The sequence below is a fragment of the Sorangium sp. So ce1504 genome, assembly GCF_051521635.1.
Taxonomy (GTDB): domain Bacteria; phylum Myxococcota_A; class Polyangia; order Polyangiales; family Polyangiaceae; genus Sorangium; species Sorangium cellulosum_B.
In genome coordinates, this window is the sequence record NZ_CP150365.1 from 10,016,615 (window position 1) to 10,034,650 (window position 18,036).

At 71.2% G+C, this 18,036-nt stretch carries 6 protein-coding genes; 3 read left to right on the top strand and 3 right to left on the bottom strand.

All coding sequences use genetic code 11. From position 1 onward, the window contains the following. Nucleotide 1 precedes the first annotated feature (1 nt). On the top strand, nt 2-8,470 hold the full coding sequence (locus tag WMF39_RS37680) for an amino acid adenylation domain-containing protein (RefSeq protein ID WP_437741303.1): 8,469 nt from the start codon (nt 2-4) through the stop codon (nt 8,468-8,470). Nucleotides 8,471-8,539: 69 nt separating this feature from the next. After that, nucleotides 8,540-9,367 (top strand): FkbM family methyltransferase, encoded by an 828-nt coding sequence (locus tag WMF39_RS37685; RefSeq protein ID WP_437741304.1) that lies wholly within the window; start codon nt 8,540-8,542, stop codon nt 9,365-9,367. Between the two features lie 55 nt (nt 9,368-9,422). On the opposite strand, the gene WMF39_RS37690 is transcribed toward WMF39_RS37685, so the two are convergent. From WMF39_RS37690 to WMF39_RS37700, 3 genes are all read right to left on the bottom strand, one after another. Next, the gene (locus WMF39_RS37690; RefSeq protein ID WP_437741305.1) at nt 9,423-11,405 is read right to left on the bottom strand and encodes a carbamoyltransferase family protein; all 1,983 of its coding nucleotides are present in this window, start codon (nt 11,403-11,405) and stop codon (nt 9,423-9,425) included. A gap of 303 nt (nt 11,406-11,708) precedes the next feature. Further along, entirely contained in the window at nt 11,709-13,508 is a 1,800-nt protein-coding gene (locus WMF39_RS37695) for an ABC transporter ATP-binding protein (RefSeq protein ID WP_437741306.1), read from the bottom strand. A gap of 340 nt (nt 13,509-13,848) precedes the next feature. Beyond that, nucleotides 13,849-16,530, bottom strand: coding sequence for a penicillin acylase family protein (locus WMF39_RS37700; RefSeq protein WP_437741307.1), 2,682 nt, complete (start codon nt 16,528-16,530; stop codon nt 13,849-13,851). Nucleotides 16,531-16,799: 269 nt separating this feature from the next. On the opposite strand from WMF39_RS37700, the gene WMF39_RS37705 reads away from it, so the two are divergent. Further along, complete coding sequence (locus WMF39_RS37705; protein ID WP_437741308.1) at nt 16,800-17,972, top strand: SUMF1/EgtB/PvdO family nonheme iron enzyme; 1,173 nt, start codon at nt 16,800-16,802, stop codon at nt 17,970-17,972. Nucleotides 17,973-18,036 lie beyond the last annotated feature (64 nt).

Sequence of the window (18,036 nt, forward strand, 5' to 3'; positions counted from 1 at the left end):
GGTGAGCGAGCTAGAGCAGCGGATCAAAGGCCTGTCGTCCCAGGAACTCAAGGCGCTCGTCGCGAAGCTGAAGGGACAACGTCCGTCCGGAGGCGGCGCGGCGGCGGGGCCACAGCGGACCGGGACGCGGTCGAGGTTCCCCCTGTCGTTCGCGCAGCAGCGGCTCTGGTTCCTGTACCGGTACGAGCCCGACAGCCCTGCCTACAACCTCCACGGGGCCGCGCGGCTCCGGGGCTCGCTCGACGCGGCGGCGCTCGAGCGAGCCATCTCGCTCCTCGTGGAGCGGCACGAGATCTTGCGGACGCGCTTCGACGAGGACGCCGAGGAGGCCTACCAGGAGGTGCTGCCGCCGTCCGGCGTCGCCGTGGCGGTCACGGATCTCTCCACGATGGATCCGGCGGCCCGCGAGCGCGAGCTCGCCCTCCGGTGCGCAGAGATCGCCCATGCGCCCTTCGTCCTGGAGCGAGGCGATCTCCTCCGGACAGCCCTCTTTCGCCTGGCCGCAGAGGAGCACGTCCTGCTCATGGCGACTCACCATATCGCCAGCGATCACTGGAGCTGGGGCGTGCTGCTCCGGGACCTCGGCGCGCTCTACAACGAGCTCGTCGCGGGGCGCGCCCCGCGGCTGGCCGAGCTGCCCGTCCGGTATGGCGATCACGCCGTCTGGCAGCGGAGCCAGTGGAGCCAGGAGCGCCTTCAACGGGCGCTCGCGTACTGGAAGGAGCGGCTGCGCGGCGCGCCGGCGCTCCTCGAGCTTCCGCTGGACCGGCCGCGCCCGGCCTCGCAGGCCCACCGGGGGGCGAAGGCGTCGCTCACGCTGTCACCCCGGCTCTCCGCGGCGGTGAAGGCGCTGTGCCAGCGGGAGGGAGTCACCCTCTTCATGGCGCTCCTCGCCGCGTACCAGATCCTCCTCTGTCGCGTCACGCAGAAGCTCGACGTCGTCGTCGGGTCGCCCGTCGCCGGGCGGACGCGGCGAGAGATCGAGCCGCTCGCCGGGATGTTCGTCAACAACCTCGCGCTCCGCGCCGACCTCTCGGACAACCCCAGCTTCGTCGAGCTGCTCCGCCGCACGAAGCGCGGCGCGCTCGACGCCTTCGCGCACGACGATCTGCCGTTCGAGCTGCTCGTGGAGGCGCTGCAGCCCGAGCGGAGCACGTCCCACGCGGCGCTGTTCCAGACCCTGTTCATCCTGCAGACCGCGGCGGCCGATCTGCCGGCCTTCACGGGGCTCACGCTCGAGCCGGTCGAGGTGCCGGTGACGACGTCGAAGTTCGACTGGACCGTCGAGGCCTGGGACCGCCCGCAGGGCCTCCGGCTCGATCTGGAGTACGACACCGACCTGTTCCGCAGCGACACGGCGGAGCGGATGCTCAGGAGCTATGAAGCGCTCCTGCGCGCGGCGGCCGCGCGCCCCGACACGCGCGTGCTCCACCTGCCGGTCGTGCACGAGGCCGACGCGCTGCACCTCGAGCAATGGAACCGGACAGAGCGACCTTTTCCCGAGGAGCTCTGCGTCCACGAGCTCTTCGAGCGGCAGGCGCAGCGCCATCCCGAGCGCGTCGCGCTCTCGTTCGGTGAGGGTGAGATCACCTACGGAGAGCTCGACCGCGCCTCGGCCCGCCTCGCGCGCCGGCTGCGCGCGATGGGCGTCGGCCCGGACGTCCCGGTGGCGATCTGCATGGAGCGATCGATCGATCTCGTCATCGGGTTGCTCGCGATCCTGAGATCGGGCGGCGCCTACGTGCCCCTGGATCCCGCGCTGCCGGGCGAGCGCATCGCCTATATCCTGCGCGACGTCGGGGCCGCCGTCCTGCTCACGCAGCGCGCGCTGCAGCTCCCGCTCGCCGGCGAGCCGCAACGGACGGCGTTCTTCGAGGATCTCTCGGCAGATTCCGGCCTGGCCGAGGAGCCGCTCGCGGCGCCGCCCTGCAGCCGGAACCTCGCCTACATCATCTATACATCGGGCTCGACCGGGCACCCCAAAGGCGTGCAGGTCGAGCACCGCAGCGTCGTGAATTTCCTTGAGGCGATGCGGGAAAGCCCCGGCCTCGACGCCGGCGACGTGCTGCTGTCGGTGACCACGGCGTCCTTCGATATCTCCGTCCTGGAGCTGTTTTTGCCGCTGAGCGTCGGCGGAAGGACGGTCCTCGTGTCCGCCGCCGAAGCGCGGGACGGCGCCGCGCTCCTGCGCGCGCTGGAGAGCTCGGGAGCGACGGTCATGCAGGCGACGCCGAGCACGTGGCGCCTCCTGCTCGCGGCGGGGTGGACGGCCAGCCCGCGCCTCCGCGCGCTGGCAGGCGGGGAGGCGCTGCCGCCGGAGCTCGCCCGGGAGATCAGCGCGCGCGCTGGCTGCCTCTGGAACCTGTATGGCCCGACGGAGACGACCGTGTGGTCCGCCGCGGCGCGCGTCGACGCTCCGGACAGGATCACGCTGGGATCCCCGATCGCCAACACGCGCACCTACCTCCTGGACGAGCGGCGCGAGCGGCTCCCGATCGGCGTGGCCGGGGAGCTGTACATCGGCGGAGCGGGCCTGGCCCGCGGGTATCACGGCCGGCCTGACCTGACCCGGGAGCGGTTCGTGGAAGACCCGTTCTCGCCGGCGCCGGGCGCGCGGATGTACCGCACCGGCGACCTGGCGCGGATCACGCACGACGGGCGGATCGAGTTCCTCGGCCGGATCGATCATCAGGTGAAGATCCGCGGCTTCCGCGTCGAGCTCGGCGAGATCGAGGCGACCGTGGCGCGCCACCCCGGCGTCAGGGAGTGCGTCTGCGCGGCGCACCGGGACGCGGTGGGCGAGGCGGTGCTCGTGACCTATTACGTGCCCGCGGCGGGGCCTGTGAGCCCCGAGGCGCTCAGGGCGCACGCGCGCGCGTTCTTGCCCGAAGCCATGCTCCCGGCGCGCTTCGTCGAGCTGCCCCGGCTGCCGCAGACGCCGAACGGCAAGATCGACCGCAAGGCGCTCCCGGGCCTGGACGCGCTGGAGCGCGCGCCGGCGCGCGATCGGCAGGAGCCGGCGACCGAGATGGAGAGGCTCGTGGCCGCTGTCTGGGAAGAGCTCCTCGGGCGCGCGCCGGGCAGGACCGACCATTTCTTCGAGCTCGGGGGCCATTCGCTGCTCGCGATGCGCGCCGTCTCCCGCATCCGCGAGCGCGCCGGCGCCGAGGTGCCGCTCCGGTGGCTGTTCGACACGCCGGCGCTCGCCGATCTGGCTCAACGGATCGAGCAGCTCGCGCGCCCGTCGGTGCGTCCGGCGCTGCGCCGGCGCGACCCGGGCGGGGTGATCCCGCTGTCGTACGCGCAGAGGCGGCTCTGGTTCTTGGACCGGCTGGCGCCCGGGACAGGGGCCTACAACGTCGGAGGTGCGGCCGAGATCGCGGGGCCCCTGTGCGTGCGCTCCCTGGAGCGCGCGATCCACGCCGTCATCGTGCGGCACGAGGCCCTCCGCACCGTGTTCCGCGTCGTGGACGGGGCTCCCGTCCAGATCGTCCAGCCGTCGGCGCAGCTCGACTTCGAGGAGATCGATCACCGGGCGCTCGCTCGGGACGCGCGCGAGGCGACGGCGCTCGCGCGGCTGCGGCGGATGGCCGGGCGCCCGTTCGACCTCGCCACGGGCCCCCTCGTGCGGGCCGAGCTCGCGCAGATCGACGACGAGCGGTACCTGTTCGCGTTCGCGATGCACCACATCGTGACGGACGGCTGGTCGCACGAGATCTTCGTGCGCGAGCTCGCCGCCGCCTATGGAGCGATCTCGGCGGGCGAGCGCCCGCGCTGGGAGCCGCTCCCGATCCAGCACGGCGACCACGCGGTCCACGAGCGGCAGCGCTGGGACGAGGCGGCGCGGGGCGAGGAGATCGCCTTCTGGAAGGCCGAGCTCGCGGGGGCCAGTCAAACGCTCGATCTCCCGACGGATCACCCTCGCCCTGCGGAGAAGCGGTATCAGGGGGCGCGGCACCACGTCCGCTTCTCGCGAGCGCTGACCGAGGCCGTCGAGGAGCTCGGCCGCGCGCGCGGCGCGACGCCGTTCATGGTCCTGATGGCCGGGTTCCTCGCGCTGCTCCACCGGCTCAGCGGGCAGGCGGACCTCCTCGTCGGGACGCCGATCGCGGGGCGTGATCACCGCGAGCTCGAGGGCGTCATCGGGTGCTTCGTGAACACCCTTGTCTTCCGCGGCGACCTCGGGGACGACCCGCCCTTCAGCGCGCTCCTCGCGCGGGTGCGCGGCACGGCGGTGCGCGTGTTCGCGCACGCCGACATCCCCTTCGAGCGGCTCGTCAACGCCGTTCGACCGGAGCGAGACCTCGGCCGGACTCCGCTGTTCCAGGTGATGTTCGCCTTCCAGCCCAAGGTGCCCGCGCCGGTCGCGCTGGGGCGGGCGCGGGTGACGCCGATCGACCTCGATCCGGGGACGTCGCAGTACGACATCACCCTGTCGATGCAGCACGACGGAGCGACCCTGAGCGGCCATATCGAGTACGACACGGCGCTGTTCGGCGAGGCGACGATCGCGCGCCACGCCGAGCTCCTCCAGCGCCTCCTCGCCGAGGCGGCGCGTGAGCCCGACAAGAGGGTCTCGGCGCTCCTCCGCGGCGAGGCGCTCGGACCCGCGACAGCGGCGGCCGCGCGCCGGGCGCTCTCGGCGCCCGCTCTCCCGTTCGTGCGGAGCGACCTCGCGGGGCAGCCTCCTCGGCTCGTCCGCCACGCCCGGCGCGTCGACGCCGGGCTCGTCCGCGGGCTCGAGGCGCGCGCTGCGCTCCTCGGCGCGGCCCCGGGCGCGGCCGTCGCCGCCGCCTTCGCGCAGGCGGTCGCCGCGTGGAGCACGTCGCCGCTGGCCGTCGTTGTCGGCGCGCCGGGCGAGCCGGCGAACGGAATGCTGTCCGTCTCCATCGGCGCCGGGAGTGGGCAGATCGAGGTGAGCCGCGGCGGCGAGGCGCCATTCGTCGACCTCGTCCGGGCCTTCGACGAGGCCATCGCGCTCGCCGCGCCCGGAACACGAGCGCCGGACGAAGCCGTGCGTCACCCCGGCGCGACGGCCGTCAGGCTGCACGTCGCTGGGCCCTTCCGACCCGAGGGAGGAGGACCAGGCACGCAGGCTCCCTGCATCGAGCACGAGATCCAGCAGGACCAGGGTGGCTTCATGCTGAGCTTCGGCGCCGCCGACGATCTGTTCCCTGAAGGCCTCGCGGCGGATCTCCTGGAGGCCTACGAGGCGCTCCTGAGCCGTCTCTCCCGGGACGGTGCGCCCTGGACCAGCGCGGCGGCCATCGAGCTCCCGGAGCGGCAGCGCGCTGTCCGCGCCGGCGTCAACAGCACCACCCGTGAGGTCTCGAGCGATCTCCTGCACAGCGGGTTCATGCGGCAAGCGGCGCTGCAGCCCGCTGCGCCGGCGGTCATCAGCCCCGAGAGGACGCTCACCTACGGAGAGCTCGATCGGAGGAGCAGCGCGCTCGCCCGGCGCCTTCGCGCGCTCGGAGCCCGGCCGAACGCGCTCGTCGCGGTGGCCGCGGCGAAGGGGTGGGCGCAGATCGTCGCGATTTTGGCGGCCCTCAAATCGGGGGCGGCGTACCTGCCCGTCGATCCGGAGTGGCCCATCGAGCGCATCCGCTCGGTCCTGGATCAGGGACAGGTGGAGATCGTCCTCACGCAGGAGCGCCTGGCCTCCTCGCTGGCCTGGCCCGACGCCCTGCGCCTGATCGCGGTCGACGACGACGGCGCGTCCGCGCCGGAGGACGACAGCCCGGTCGCGGCGGTCCAGGGGCCGGACGATCTCGCCTATGTGCTGTTCACGTCGGGCTCGACGGGGAAGCCCAAGGGCGTGGCGCTCGATCACCGCGGCCCGCTGAACACGATCCTCGAGATCAACGAGCGCTTCCAGGTCTCTGCCTCCGATCGCGCCCTCGCGCTCTCCGCCGTTCACTTCGATCTCTCGGTGTACGACGTGTTCGGTCTGCTCGGCGCGGGAGGCGCCCTGGTCCTCCCCTCGCCCGAGGCGGCGCGGGATCCGGCGCACTGGCGGCAGCTCATCGAGACCCACCGGGTCACCGTCTGGAACTCGGTGCCTGCGCTGATGCAGATGTTCGTCGAGCACCTCGGCGGCGGTCCTCTGGCGTGCCCCTCGCTGCGCTGGGTCATCCTGAGCGGCGACTGGATCCCCGTGCCCCTGCCCGATCAGATCCGCCGCGCTTGCCCGGGGGCGCGGGTCATCGGGGCAGGAGGGCCGACGGAGACGTCGATCTGGTCGATCTTCTATCCCGTCGGAGAGGTGGACTCGACCTGGCAAAGCATCCCTTACGGCAAGCCCCTCCCAAACCAGCGTGTCCACGTGCTCGACGAGCGCATGCGGCCGTGTCCCGACTGGGTCGTCGGCCGCATGTACGTCGGTGGGATCTGCCTCGCCCGCGGCTACTACCGGGATCCTGCGCAGACCGCGGAGCGCTTCCTCGAGCACCCGGAGACGGGCGAGCAGCTCTACTGGACAGGCGATCTCGGGCGATTCCTTCCGGACGGGAACATCGAGTTCATCGGACGGGAAGACTTCCAGGTGAAGATCCAGGGAAACCGCATCGAGCTCGGGGAGATCGAGGCCGCGCTGGCGCAGCACCCCGACGTCAAGCAAGCGGTGGTGTGCGTGGAGTCGACCCCGAGCGGGGCCAGGCGCCTCGTCGCCTGCTACGTGGCGGAGCGGGGCGCCGCGCTCGAGCCTCGCGTCCTGGAGGAGGCCGTCGCCGCGAGGCTGCCGCAGTACATGGTGCCCGGCGCGTGGATCGCGCTGGAGCGCCTGCCGCTGACGGCCAACGGCAAGGTCGATCGGAGGGCGCTCCTCGAGCTCGCCGCGCAGCGCCACGAGGGGGCCATCGCGGCTTACCGGGCGCCGTCGTCGGAGGCAGAGCGCCGGATGGCCGCGCTCTGGGCCGGCGTCCTCAAGCTGGATCGGGTGGGCGTGGACGACAATTTCTTCGCGCTCGGAGGGGATTCGCTCCTTGGCATTGCGCTGGTCGAGCGGGCGCGGGAGGCGGGGCTCAATGTCACGCCGAGGCAGCTCTTCCAGCACCAGACGATCGCGCGCCTTTCGGCCGCTTGCGCCTCCCCGGACCGCCCGGCGGTGGACGTGGAACCAGAGAATGGGGAGCGGCCGCTCACCGTCCTCCAGCGCTGGTATCTGGAGGAGGCCCGCGAGCGCACCCGCCCGGCGCGCTGGAACGTGAACCTGCTGCTGGAGGCCGTGGCGCCGCTCGATCTCGACAGGCTCGCGCGCGCTTCGCTGATCCTCGCAAACCGTCATGAGGCGCTCCGCGCGCGCTTCGAGGGCGCCCCGAGCGGCGTTCGCCAGGTGATCGACGTGCCGTGGACCGAGGCGCCGTTCGCCTGCGTGGATCTGTCCAGGGTCCCGGAGGATCGGCGCCGGGCCGAGCTCGAGCGGCATTGCGATCGCATGCAGGACGAGGTCGAGCTCGAGCGCGGGCGGCTGTTCCGGATCGTGTTTTTCCGGTGGGACGAGGAGGGGCGAGGCCGGTTGTGGCTCAACGCGCACCACCTCGTCGTCGACTGGATGTCGATGATGATCGCCGCGCTCGATCTGCAATCCATCTACGATCAGCTCGCGACGACGGCCACGCCCCGCCTGCCGCCCACGGGCGTTTCGTCCGGCCGCTGGACGCGCGCGCTGGAGCGGTGGGTGAGCGATGAGATCCTGCCGAACGAACGCGCCTACTGGCTCTCGCTGCCCTGGGACGAGATCGATCTCCTCCCGGCGGACCATCCGGCGACGCGTCATCTCTATACCGTGGAGTCGGTCCGCGATCACTGGGCGTCGCTGCCAGAGCAGGAGTCCCAGGTCATCTTGCGGGACCTGCCGGCGCGCTTCGGGGTGAGCACGGAGCACGCGCTCATCGCCGCGGTCCTCCGCGGCGTGACCGCCTGGACGGGCCGCGATTGGCAGGACATCATGGTCCTCAACTCGGGGCGTGATCTGATGCCCCATCACCCGGAGCTCGACGCGTCGCGCACGGTGGGCTGGCTGAGCGCCGAGCGGGTGCTCGTGCTCCGGCGCCCGAGCCAGCAAGAGCCCCTCGCGGCGCTGCTCGAGGCGAGCCGGCAGATCGATCGCATCCCGAACGGGGGCCATGGCTACAACCTCCTCAAGTACCTGGGAGGCGACGCCCGGCTCAGCGCGGAGCTCGGACGGCTCCGGAAGCGACCGGGGATCCTGTTCAATTACCAGGGGCGCATCGAGCCGCCTGCGCCGGGCTCGATCCTCCGCGTGGCGAGTGAGTCCACAGGCTACGACGAGGCGGCGACGAACCTGCGGTTCAACCTGTTCGAGTGCCACGTCCTCGTCCGCGGAGGGGCCCTGACGTTCCGGTGGCGCTACAGCGCGAACGTGCACGCGCCAGCGACCGCGCAGCGGGTCGCCGGCGCCGTCATCGACGATCTGCGTGCGATCGCGCGCGCGCGCGCGTGCGGGTGAGCGGAGCCCGCGCCCGTGCGCGCGGCGGCGCGAGGGATGGATGGACACACCACGTTTGGATGAGCCCATATGAAGACGTACGCAATCCAGTTGCCGGATCAGAGGGTCGTTCACGATCGCGTCCCCGACATGGCGAAGACGCTGCATCTCCAGGTGCAGGGCTACTTCAGGCCTCGCGTGCAGAGCCTTTTGGCCAGCGGAGAGGTGACCGTGATCGACGTCGGCGCGAACATCGGCCTCTTCGCGCTCGAGGTGCTGAAGCGCACCGGCGGACGGGCGCGAATCCACTGCTTCGAGCCGATCCCCGAGACCTTCGAGCTCCTCCGGATGAACCTGAGATCGTCCGGATCGGAGCGCGTGCGCCTGCACCGCGCGGGCCTGGGTCGGACCGCGGGCACAGCGACGTTCCACTACGCGCCACGCCAGGGCGCCATCTCGAGCATGTACGACATGATGGCGAGCGACGACAAAGAAGCCACGCTCGCAGCCATCTACGACGAACGGATCCGGGAGAAGCACCACGCGGATCTGCCGGCAACCATGAAGCACCTCCCGCGCGCGGTGAACTCGCTGCTCATTGACTGTCACGGCTGGTGGATGAGGCGCGGCATGAGGCGCGTGGAATGCGAGCTCGCGACGCTGTCCGAGCTCATCGAACGGGAGCAGATCGGGCAGATCGACCTGCTCAAGATCGACGTCGAGAAGGCCGAGATCGACGTGCTGGAAGGCATTCGCCCCGGCGACTGGGGGAGGATCCGGGCGGTCGTCCTCGAGCTGCACGACTTCGGCGGGAGAGGCGAGCGCGTCCGGCGGATGCTGCGCGATCACGGGTTCGAGGTGGAGACCGACCAGATCTGCCCCGAGGACGTGATCATCACCATGGCGGGATACCGGTAGAATGCGGGGGAACGCCGGCCGCGGGGCGCTCGGCGGCTCCCCCCCTCCTCCGCCGTCAATGGCCGGTGGCAGGCAGCAGTCGCACCACGCGCTGCGACCAGAGCTCGATCAGCTCGGCGATCACCGCCTCCCGATCCTCCACGCCGTCGAGCAGCTCCCGAAGCCGCTTCCGTCCGTCGGCCCGCCACAGGACATCGAACGTCTCGGCGGAGACCGGGGTCCGGGCATCATTGTAGGTCGTGACCATCGCGCGCTCGACCTCGTAGCCGCCCGGCGTGGGCCCTCGCAGCGAGAGCAGCTTCACGAAGGTCGGAAACGAGGGGACGAGCTCCGCATAGGCCGACAGCGGCGCGGGCTCCTTGTGGACGAGGTGGTCGCCGACGATGAGCTTGTCGAGCCGCGTCGTCAGAAAACAGGTCACGCAATCGTCGACCGAATCGACGATCGGCTCGGCGTTGTTGTTGAACGAGGTGTTGAGCACCACCGGCACGCCGGTGAGGTCGCCGAAGGCCCGGATGAGCTGCCAGAAGCGCGGGTTCGTGCGCCTGGAGACCGTCTGGACCCGCGCGGTCCCGTCCACGTGCGTGACGGCGCCGAGCTGCTGTCGCTTCTGTTCGTGGACGGGCACGGTGAAGATCATGAAGGGCATGGCCTCCGCGCCGCCGAGATCGAAATAGTCGCGCGCGTCCTCCTCCGTCACCGCGGGCGCGAAGGGCCGGAACTCCTCGCGCTTCTTCACCATGGCGTTGATGAGGTCCTTGTTCGCCGCCGGCCTGGGATCCGCCAGGATGCTGCGGTTGCCGAGCGCGCGGGGGCCGAACTCGGACCGCCCCTGGGCCCACCCGATCACGCTGCCCGCCGCGAGCAGCTCGGCGGCGGCCTTCGGCGCATCGGCGAGCTCCTCGACACGGATGAAATCGCGCCACGCGTCGAGCGCTCTCCGGACCTCCCCCCGCTCGCCGATGTGCCTTCCCCAGTACAGATGGCTTATCGCGGGCGGCCGCCGCGCCGGGGCCTTTCGCGAGTGCACGGCCATGGCGGCGCCGAGCGCGCAGCCGGCGTCGTGCGCGGCCGGCTGGACGAACACCCGCTCGAACAGCCCGGAGCGGAGGATCTTCCCGTTCAAGGTGCAGTTGTGCGCGACGCCGCCCGCGAAGCAGAGGCTCACCTGCCGGGTCTCGCGCTGGAAGTACCGCAGGCAATGGAAGACGATGGTCTCGAGCGCCTCCTGGAGCGAGGCGGCGATGTCCTTGTGGTCCTGCGTGATCGGCTCCCGCGGCGCGCGCGGCCGGATCGCGCCGTGGAGGTCGACGATCTTGTCGAAGTCGATGGCCCATGCGCCCTCCGGGAGCAGCGTGAACATCGCCTGGAACAGCGCCCGGTACCTGCTCGGATCGCCGTACGGGGCGAGCCCCATGACCTTGTACTCGTCGAACAGCGAGAACCCGAGGAACCGTATCACCTGGACGTAGAAATTGCCCAGCGAGTCCCGCTCCGGGATGTCTCTCAGCGAGTGAAGCGCTCCGCCGGAGCCGACGGAGACGGAGCCCGACTCGCCGTCGCCACAGCCGTCGAGCGTCAGGACGAGGCTGCTCTCGTACCCCGAGCCGATCAGGGCGCTCATCGCGTGGGCCGTGTGATGCTTGACGAACTGGATGCGCTCGGGCCTCACGTCGACGCCGAACTCGGCGAGCACGAGGCGCCTCATGACGTCGTTCGCCGTACGCAGCTCGGGGTCTGCGGAGAAGAGCCCGCGCTTCACCTGGGCGTCGCACCAGCCTTCGCTGATGTAAAAGCAGAGGTAGTCGACCTCGTCGACGCGGAGCCCCCGGCCCTCCAGGCAGAAGCGGGCCGCCTGGAGGGGGGCCTTGTTCGAGTGCTTGAGGCGGTTCAGCCGCTCCTGCTCGATCGCCGCGACGACCTCTCCGTCCTCGAGGAGGACGGCGGCGCCGTCATGCGACGTCGCCGCATTGAATGCTGGTCTCGGATAACCGATATGGTCCGGCTCGTGGCCTCCGCTGATTCCAAGGATTCGCATGAATGGAGGGTAGCTTTCGAATGCGATAAGTAAAGCTCGCTCACCGGCAAATCGACGCGCTGACGGGGCGTTCAATGCGAGATTCAAGCGGCGCAATCGACGCGCCGAACGGGGCTGCTTTCATTTTGTAGAAAGCAATCTGTATGACGAGGTCGCAGGCTGGCGTCGACGTCGCCGAACCACGATTGTTCGACGTTCGGTCGTTTCGATTCGGCTATCTTCGGGCTGCTCGCCGCGGGTCAGAGCTGAATCACTGCGACGCCGGGTCCGCGCTCATGCTTTGACCGGCGCCTCGGGATCCGCTCACGCGCCGGCCGCCGCCGCGGCCTCGATCAGCGCTGGCTCCAGCGCATCCGCTCGGTGGCCGAGGCCTCTCGCGCTGGAGGGCTCGTGCGCCCGCCAGAGATCCATCATCCGGCGATACGCCCCGCCGCGGCGGAGGAGCGCCGCGGGCGGGCCCTGCTCGACGACGCGCCCGCCCTCGATGACGACGACGCGGTCGGCGCGCAGGGTGGTGGAGAGCCGGTGCGCGATGAGCAGCGTGGTGCGGCCCCGCGAGAGCCCCTCGATGGCCCGCTGCACCGCGGTCTCGCTCTCGATATCGAGGCTGCTCGTGGGCTCGTCGAGGATCACGACCGACGGGTCCTTGAGCAGCGTGCGCGCGATCGCGAGGCGCTGCCGCTCCCCGCCGGAGAGCGCCACGCCGCCGCGGCCGACGAGGGTCTGATACCCGAGGGGGAGCCGCTCGATGAACTCCTCGGCGCAGGCGGCGCTCACCGCGGCGCGGAGCGCCTCGTTCGTCGCGTCGGGCGAGCCATACCGGAGGTTCGCCTCGATGGTGTCCTCGAAGAGGAACGGCTCCTGCGTGACGATGCCGAGCTTCCGCCGGAGCGCGCGCTGCGACAGCGCCCGGAGGTCGAGCCCGTCGATGCGGATCGTCCCGGAGGTCGGATCGTGCAGCCGCAGGAGCAGATCGGCGAGCGTGCTCTTCCCGGCGCCGCTCGGGCCCACGACCGCCACGAACTCGCCGGCGCGGATCGAGAGCGAGACCCCGTCGATGACCGCACGCCCGGCGGCGTGCTGGTAGCGGAAGCAAACCTGGTCGAGCTCGAGGTCGCCGCGGATGTGCTCCGGGCTCACGGCGCGCTCCGGATCGGCGACCGCGACCTCGGCGTCGAGCACGCCGAAGATCGCCGCCAGGCCGACCTCGGCGCGGCGCGCCGTCTCGTAGACGCCGAGGAGCGTCTGCGCGGGGCCATAGAGGCCGCCGACATAGCCGAGGAACGCGACAAGCGTGCCCACGCCGAGCTCCCCGCGGAGGACAAGGAGGCCCCCCACGCCGAGCAGCGCCACACGGCCGATGTTGACGCAGACGCTCCGGCCCGCGGAGAGCCGCGTCTGGAGACGGATGCTCTGGAGCACCTCGCCCTGCGCCTCCTCGACGGAACGGATGAACCGGGCGTGCTCGTCCGCCTCGCGCGCGAACGCCTTGACCGTCTTGATGCCCGAGAGCACCTGCTGAAAGCGGTTGTAGATCCCGCACCAGCGGTCGAGCACCTCGCGCTCGCGCTCCACGAGGCGCGCTGTCGTCGCCCTGCCGAAGAGGAGCGGAGGCACGATGAACCCGACCGCGACCAGCGCGAGCAGCGGGCTCAGCCGGAGCATGATCCCGAGCGAGACCACGAGATAAACGAGCGCCGGGAAGAGCTGGAACGCGACCGAAGCAAGGCAGTCCATGAGCGACGTGATGCCGCGATCGACCCGCGTCATCGTCTCTCCGACGCCCCTCTCCTGATGGTACGAGAGGGGCAGCGCGTGCAGCCGCGCGGTGGTCTCGTCGAGCAGGTCGCGGTTGATGCGGAGCCGCACCCGCCACACGGCGAACGCCCCCAGGCCCTCCGCGATCTGCCGGAGGACGACGAGCGCGCACAGGGCGAGCGTCAGGCAGGCGAGGGCCCGGGCGCTCTGCTCCCCGGGCGCGGCCGGCCCGCTCCCGGGGCCAAAGACACCAGCGCTCGCCGAGATCTGGTCGAAGATCGCGCGGTGCGCGAGCGGCTCGAGCGCGGGCAGGCCGCCCGAGACGAGCGTGAGCGCGAGGCACACGGAAAGTCTCGCGCGATGGGGAGATAAGTAATTCAGACTCCGGCGCAGGTCACGAATCAGGGATCGCTTCACGGCCAATGCTCATTCGCGCCTCATCGCAGCGCAGGAGAAGGCGCCAGGCGCGGCCGGATACGAGCAGGGGATAGCCCTAGGCGCAACGGTCTTCTCTGCGCGATCGAATGGAATCATCGGTGTCCCAGGAACCTGCGGAGCCGAGGGATCCTGGGAGTCTGGGTCACGCGCCGGCGCGGGCCGCGGCCGCGCTGACCCGCGCGCTCGCGCCGGCGGCGCCCGGCGACATGGCTCCGCCGGCGCGCTGACCCCGCGCGATCGCGCGGGGTCAGCGCGCCGGCGAGACGTTTACCACGCTCGCCGGATCCGTCACTGCGCCCGGCCCGAAGTGGAACTCGAGCGGCTCGTTGTCGAGCCATTGCGGAAGGAGGTTGTTGTAGAACGCGCTCTCGCGGTGGAGGTCCGACCCGCCGGGGAGCCCGAAGCGCATCTTCGGGCCCGCTGGATCCGCGTCGATGACCAGGCGGATCGACGGCCCGTTGGCGAAGGCGAAGCTGGGCTTTCCGCCGTCCGGCGGGAGCGCGCGCGATCTCGGGTTGGCGACGTTGACGGTGAAGAGCCCGCCCGGCGCGGCGTAAGGCCCGTCGTTGTACACGGCGAGGTTGAAGTTATCGAAGATGCTGCGGAGCGTGAGCGTGTGGAAGCGGCCCCAGCGCCAGTCGTCCGCCGGGCCGATGACCGCGAGCGAGGCGGCCGCCTTCGCGAGCGCCCGGAGCACGATGTCGTCCTGCGTCTCCGCCACGTCGTCGGTGGTCACGTCGTCCCAGAGCAGAGGGCCCGAGCTCAGGCGCGCCGGATCGCGCAGCGCGCGCGCCACGACGGTCAGCCCGAACCCGGGCTCATCGAGGCCCGCCGCCGCCGCCTCGTCGCCCAGCGCCTCGCTCACGATCGCATAGAACGTCGCGTGGAACGCCGTGCAGCCGATCGACTCGGCGGCGAGCGTCGCGTCGTCCACCTTGCCCGCGTCCACCGGATCGTGCCCGTCGAGCCCTGTCGGACACGTGTGGTCCCAGGCGGCGAGCGCGTCGACGACGGCCTGCTCCTCGTCCGTCAACGTCGCCGGCTCCGCCGCCGAGAGCACGGCAGGCACGACGAAGCTGCCATAGAGCGAGTACGTGTCGCCTTGCATCGCCGTCATGGTGTCGGGCGAATGCGCGTCGCCGCCTGCGTCGAGCAGATCGAGGATCCGCTGCTCGCGCGTCCCGTCGGCCTTGCCCCACGCCTGGAGCGCGCCTTGCCCGTCGTTCGTGGGATCGCCGTCGGCGGTCGCGCCCGTCATGTCGCCGTTCGCCGTCGCGATCGCGGCCCGAGGCGGGTTGAGGAGCTGCGGCAGCTCGGCGAACGGGATCGGGTCGCCCCACTCGGCGCTTCCGTCACCCGGGAGCGGCAGCCACGCGGGCACCTCGGGCGACGCCCAGGGCCGCGCCGGCACCTTGCTGTACGGGAACCAGCCGATATTCCCCTCGGTGTCGACGACGACGAAATTCTGGCTGACGAAGCTGGCCGCCTCGAGCCCTCTCCTGGCTTCGGCGACGCTTCCAGCGCGCCCGAGGGCGAAGAGCGCGTCGAGATCCGTCCCGCCGTCGTGCCCGCGCCACCGGATGGTCACGACGGTGCCGGCGTCCGCGTCCTCGCTCACGATGGGCCCGTGGTGCGGGACCCAGCGGAAGGTCTTCTCGATCGTCTCGCCGGAAGCCGCGTCCTTGAACGAGAACTTCTTCTCGACGATCGCCACGTCTTCCCCCTTGAAATCGACCGACGCGCCGTCCCCGGTGAGCGTCTCCAGGTAGACGTCGGCCAGGTCGTAGTACGCGGTGGTCACGCCCCAGCCGATGGACTCGTTCTGTCCGATGATCACGCTCGGCATGCCCGGAATCGTGGCGCCGGCGACGTGGTATTCGCCGTCGCCCCTGCTCCTGGCGTCGAGCTCGACGGGGAACCAGGTGCTGGGATTGCCGAGCAACAGGTGGGGATCGTTCGCCAGGATGGCGTGGCCGCTCTCGGTGCGGCCCGGGCCGACAGCCCAGTTGTTCGACCCGGCGTCGCCCGCCATCTTGCGCCGGCCGTCGCCGACCTTCGCCGCGCCCGTGAGGAGCGCCCGGTGCGGCGAGAGCCGCGACACGGCCACCGGCGCGAAGGGCCGCACGAGGTCCGCCGTCTGCGCGGCGGGCACGGTGGACGCGTCGAACACCGGCGCGGGCGAGAACAGATCGGCGGCGAGCGCCGCGTCGAACAGCGGTATCTGCGCCGCGAGCTCGAGCTCTTCCCCGCTGTTGTTCGAGAGGTCGTTGAGCACGTAGAGGCCGACGGCGGCGCTGTCTTCCGGCGTCCAGTCGCGGATCGCGTCCTTCACCATGAGCGCGAGGTTGTACTCGACGGTCAGCGTCGCGCCGTTCCTCTTGTTCCGCATGTCGGCGAGCCAGGCGTTCACGCCGCGCGCATACGCGTCCAGATGCCCTTTCACCTTCGGGCTCGCCTGCTCGTAGAGCGCCCTCTCGAGCGGCTCGCCGCCGCGCGTCGTGAAGAAATGGCGGTTCTGATAGTCCTGCTCGAGCACCTGCGCGCCCACCTTCACCAGCCCGCCGAGCGACCCCTCGACGAGGTTGCGGATGAAATCCATGAAGAAGAAGCGGTTCTGAGCGTGGAAGTAACCGAGCGCGGCGAAGCAGTCGTCGTCGGACGCGCACTCGAGGTGAAGGACCCCGAGCTCGTCGGTCACCGCCCGGACATCCCCGTCGAGATCGGGAATCGCCACGCCGCCGGGGTCCGATCCCCCTGCGCCGCCGCCCGCTGCTCCCCCGCCCCCCGCTGCTCCCCCGCCGCCTTCACCGCCATTGCCACTTGCCGCGCTGGACGGGGCTTCGCCGTCGTCGCCGCACGAGACGGCGGCCGCCGAAGCGGCAAAGACGAACGCAAGGACCAGCGAACCGAAACGAGCCGTACGCATCATCAGCGATACTCCTCCTGCCTTCGGGCGCACGATATCACGCGCCTCCGGCGGGAACGGCGAACTGTGCGCGTCGATGGCCTGCCGGAGCAGAGGGCGAGATCCGGCAGCGTCAACGCGGGGAGCCGGGGCTCCCGGAGAGCGCCCGGCGCGCGGCCGCCGGAGGGAGCGCGCCCCCGCCGGACCGCCTCCGGCCCGGCCAGGGCGCGCGGCGTCGATCCAACGGCGCGAGCCTGGTTCCCCTCGCCGCGATCTCGACTATGACGCCGGGCATGCGACGCCTCCTGCTCCCCCTCTCCCTCCCCGCCCTGACGCTCGTCGCCGCCTGCTCCGGCGCTCCCCCGGAGCCCGCCCAGACGGTGCCGTCCCCGCGCGCGCACGACGGCCGCCCGCCCGCGGCCGCGCCGTCCCCTACCGAGGCCGGAGCCGCGGCGCCCGCCGCCCCGGAGGCCGGCGCGCCCGCTGCCCAGGCGGGGACGGCCGGCGGGGAGAGCGCCGCCGCGGAGGAGCAGGCGTGCCCGGCCGACATGAAGCTCGTCGAGGGCGAGTACTGCAGCGAGGTCGAGCACAGCTGCCTCCGCAGCTGGTACGACAAGTCGAACAAGAAGACGATCTGCGAGGAGTTCGCCCCGGCCCCGGCCCGCTGCACAGGCGACAAGACGAAGAAGCGCTATTGCATCGACACGTACGAGTGGCCGAACAAGAAGGGGGAGCGGCCCGAGGTGATGAACCGCTTCCACCAGGCGCAGGTCAAGTGCGCCGCCGTCGGCAAGCGCCTCTGCACCGAATCGGAGTGGACGCTCGCCTGCGAAGGCCCCGAGATGAAGCCGTTCCCTTACGGGTACTCGCGCGACGCGACGAAGTGCAACGGCGACCACCTCTGGGACGATCCCGACATGAAGAAGGTCGCGAAGCGCGACCCGGGCGAGCTGGCCCGCCTCTGGAAGGGGGTGCGGAGCGGGTCGCAGCCCGAATGCATCAGCGACTATGGCGTCGCCGACCTGCCCGCGAACACCGATGAGGTGGTGGCGAGCGAGACGAGCGGCGGCTGGCGCGGCAAGTTCGACAGCGTCCACACCGGCGGCCCCTGGTACAAGGGCGTGCGCAACCAGTGCCGGCCGAAGATCTACACCCACGACGAGGGGTTCTATTATTACTTCCTGAGCTTCCGCTGCTGCGCCGAGCCCGACGGCAAGGCCAGCGAGCCGCGGACGCCCCGGCAGGTCCAGGAGGGGTGGGACATGGCTCGGGTCGAGCGGATGGCGCAGTTCACGGTCGAGGAGATGCGCGGGAAGCTCGAGCTCAAGCAGCAGGGCAAGTGCGAGTGCAAGCCGACCGACATCCTGTGCAAGACGATGTGCGGCACGCTGCTCGGGCCGGGCGCGGTGGACGCGACGCCTGGGGGCGGCGCGCCCGCCGCGCCAGGGAGCGGCGAGAAGCGGTGAGCGGCGAGGCGCCTGTCGGGGCCTGCGGCGCAGCGCGAAGGGGCCGCCTCCACGCCGCCGCCTG

Excerpts from the sequence above, each read along its gene's own strand:
- WMF39_RS37700 (WP_437741307.1), bottom strand. The coding sequence starts at position 16,530 with ATGATGCGTACGGCTCGTTTCGGTTCGCTGGTCCTTGCGTTCGTCTTT.
- WMF39_RS37685 (WP_437741304.1), top strand. The coding sequence starts at position 8,540 with ATGAAGACGTACGCAATCCAGTTGCCGGATCAGAGGGTCGTTCACGAT.
- WMF39_RS37705 (WP_437741308.1), top strand. The coding sequence starts at position 16,800 with ATGCGACGCCTCCTGCTCCCCCTCTCCCTCCCCGCCCTGACGCTCGTC.
- WMF39_RS37690 (WP_437741305.1), bottom strand. The coding sequence starts at position 11,405 with ATGCGAATCCTTGGAATCAGCGGAGGCCACGAGCCGGACCATATCGGT.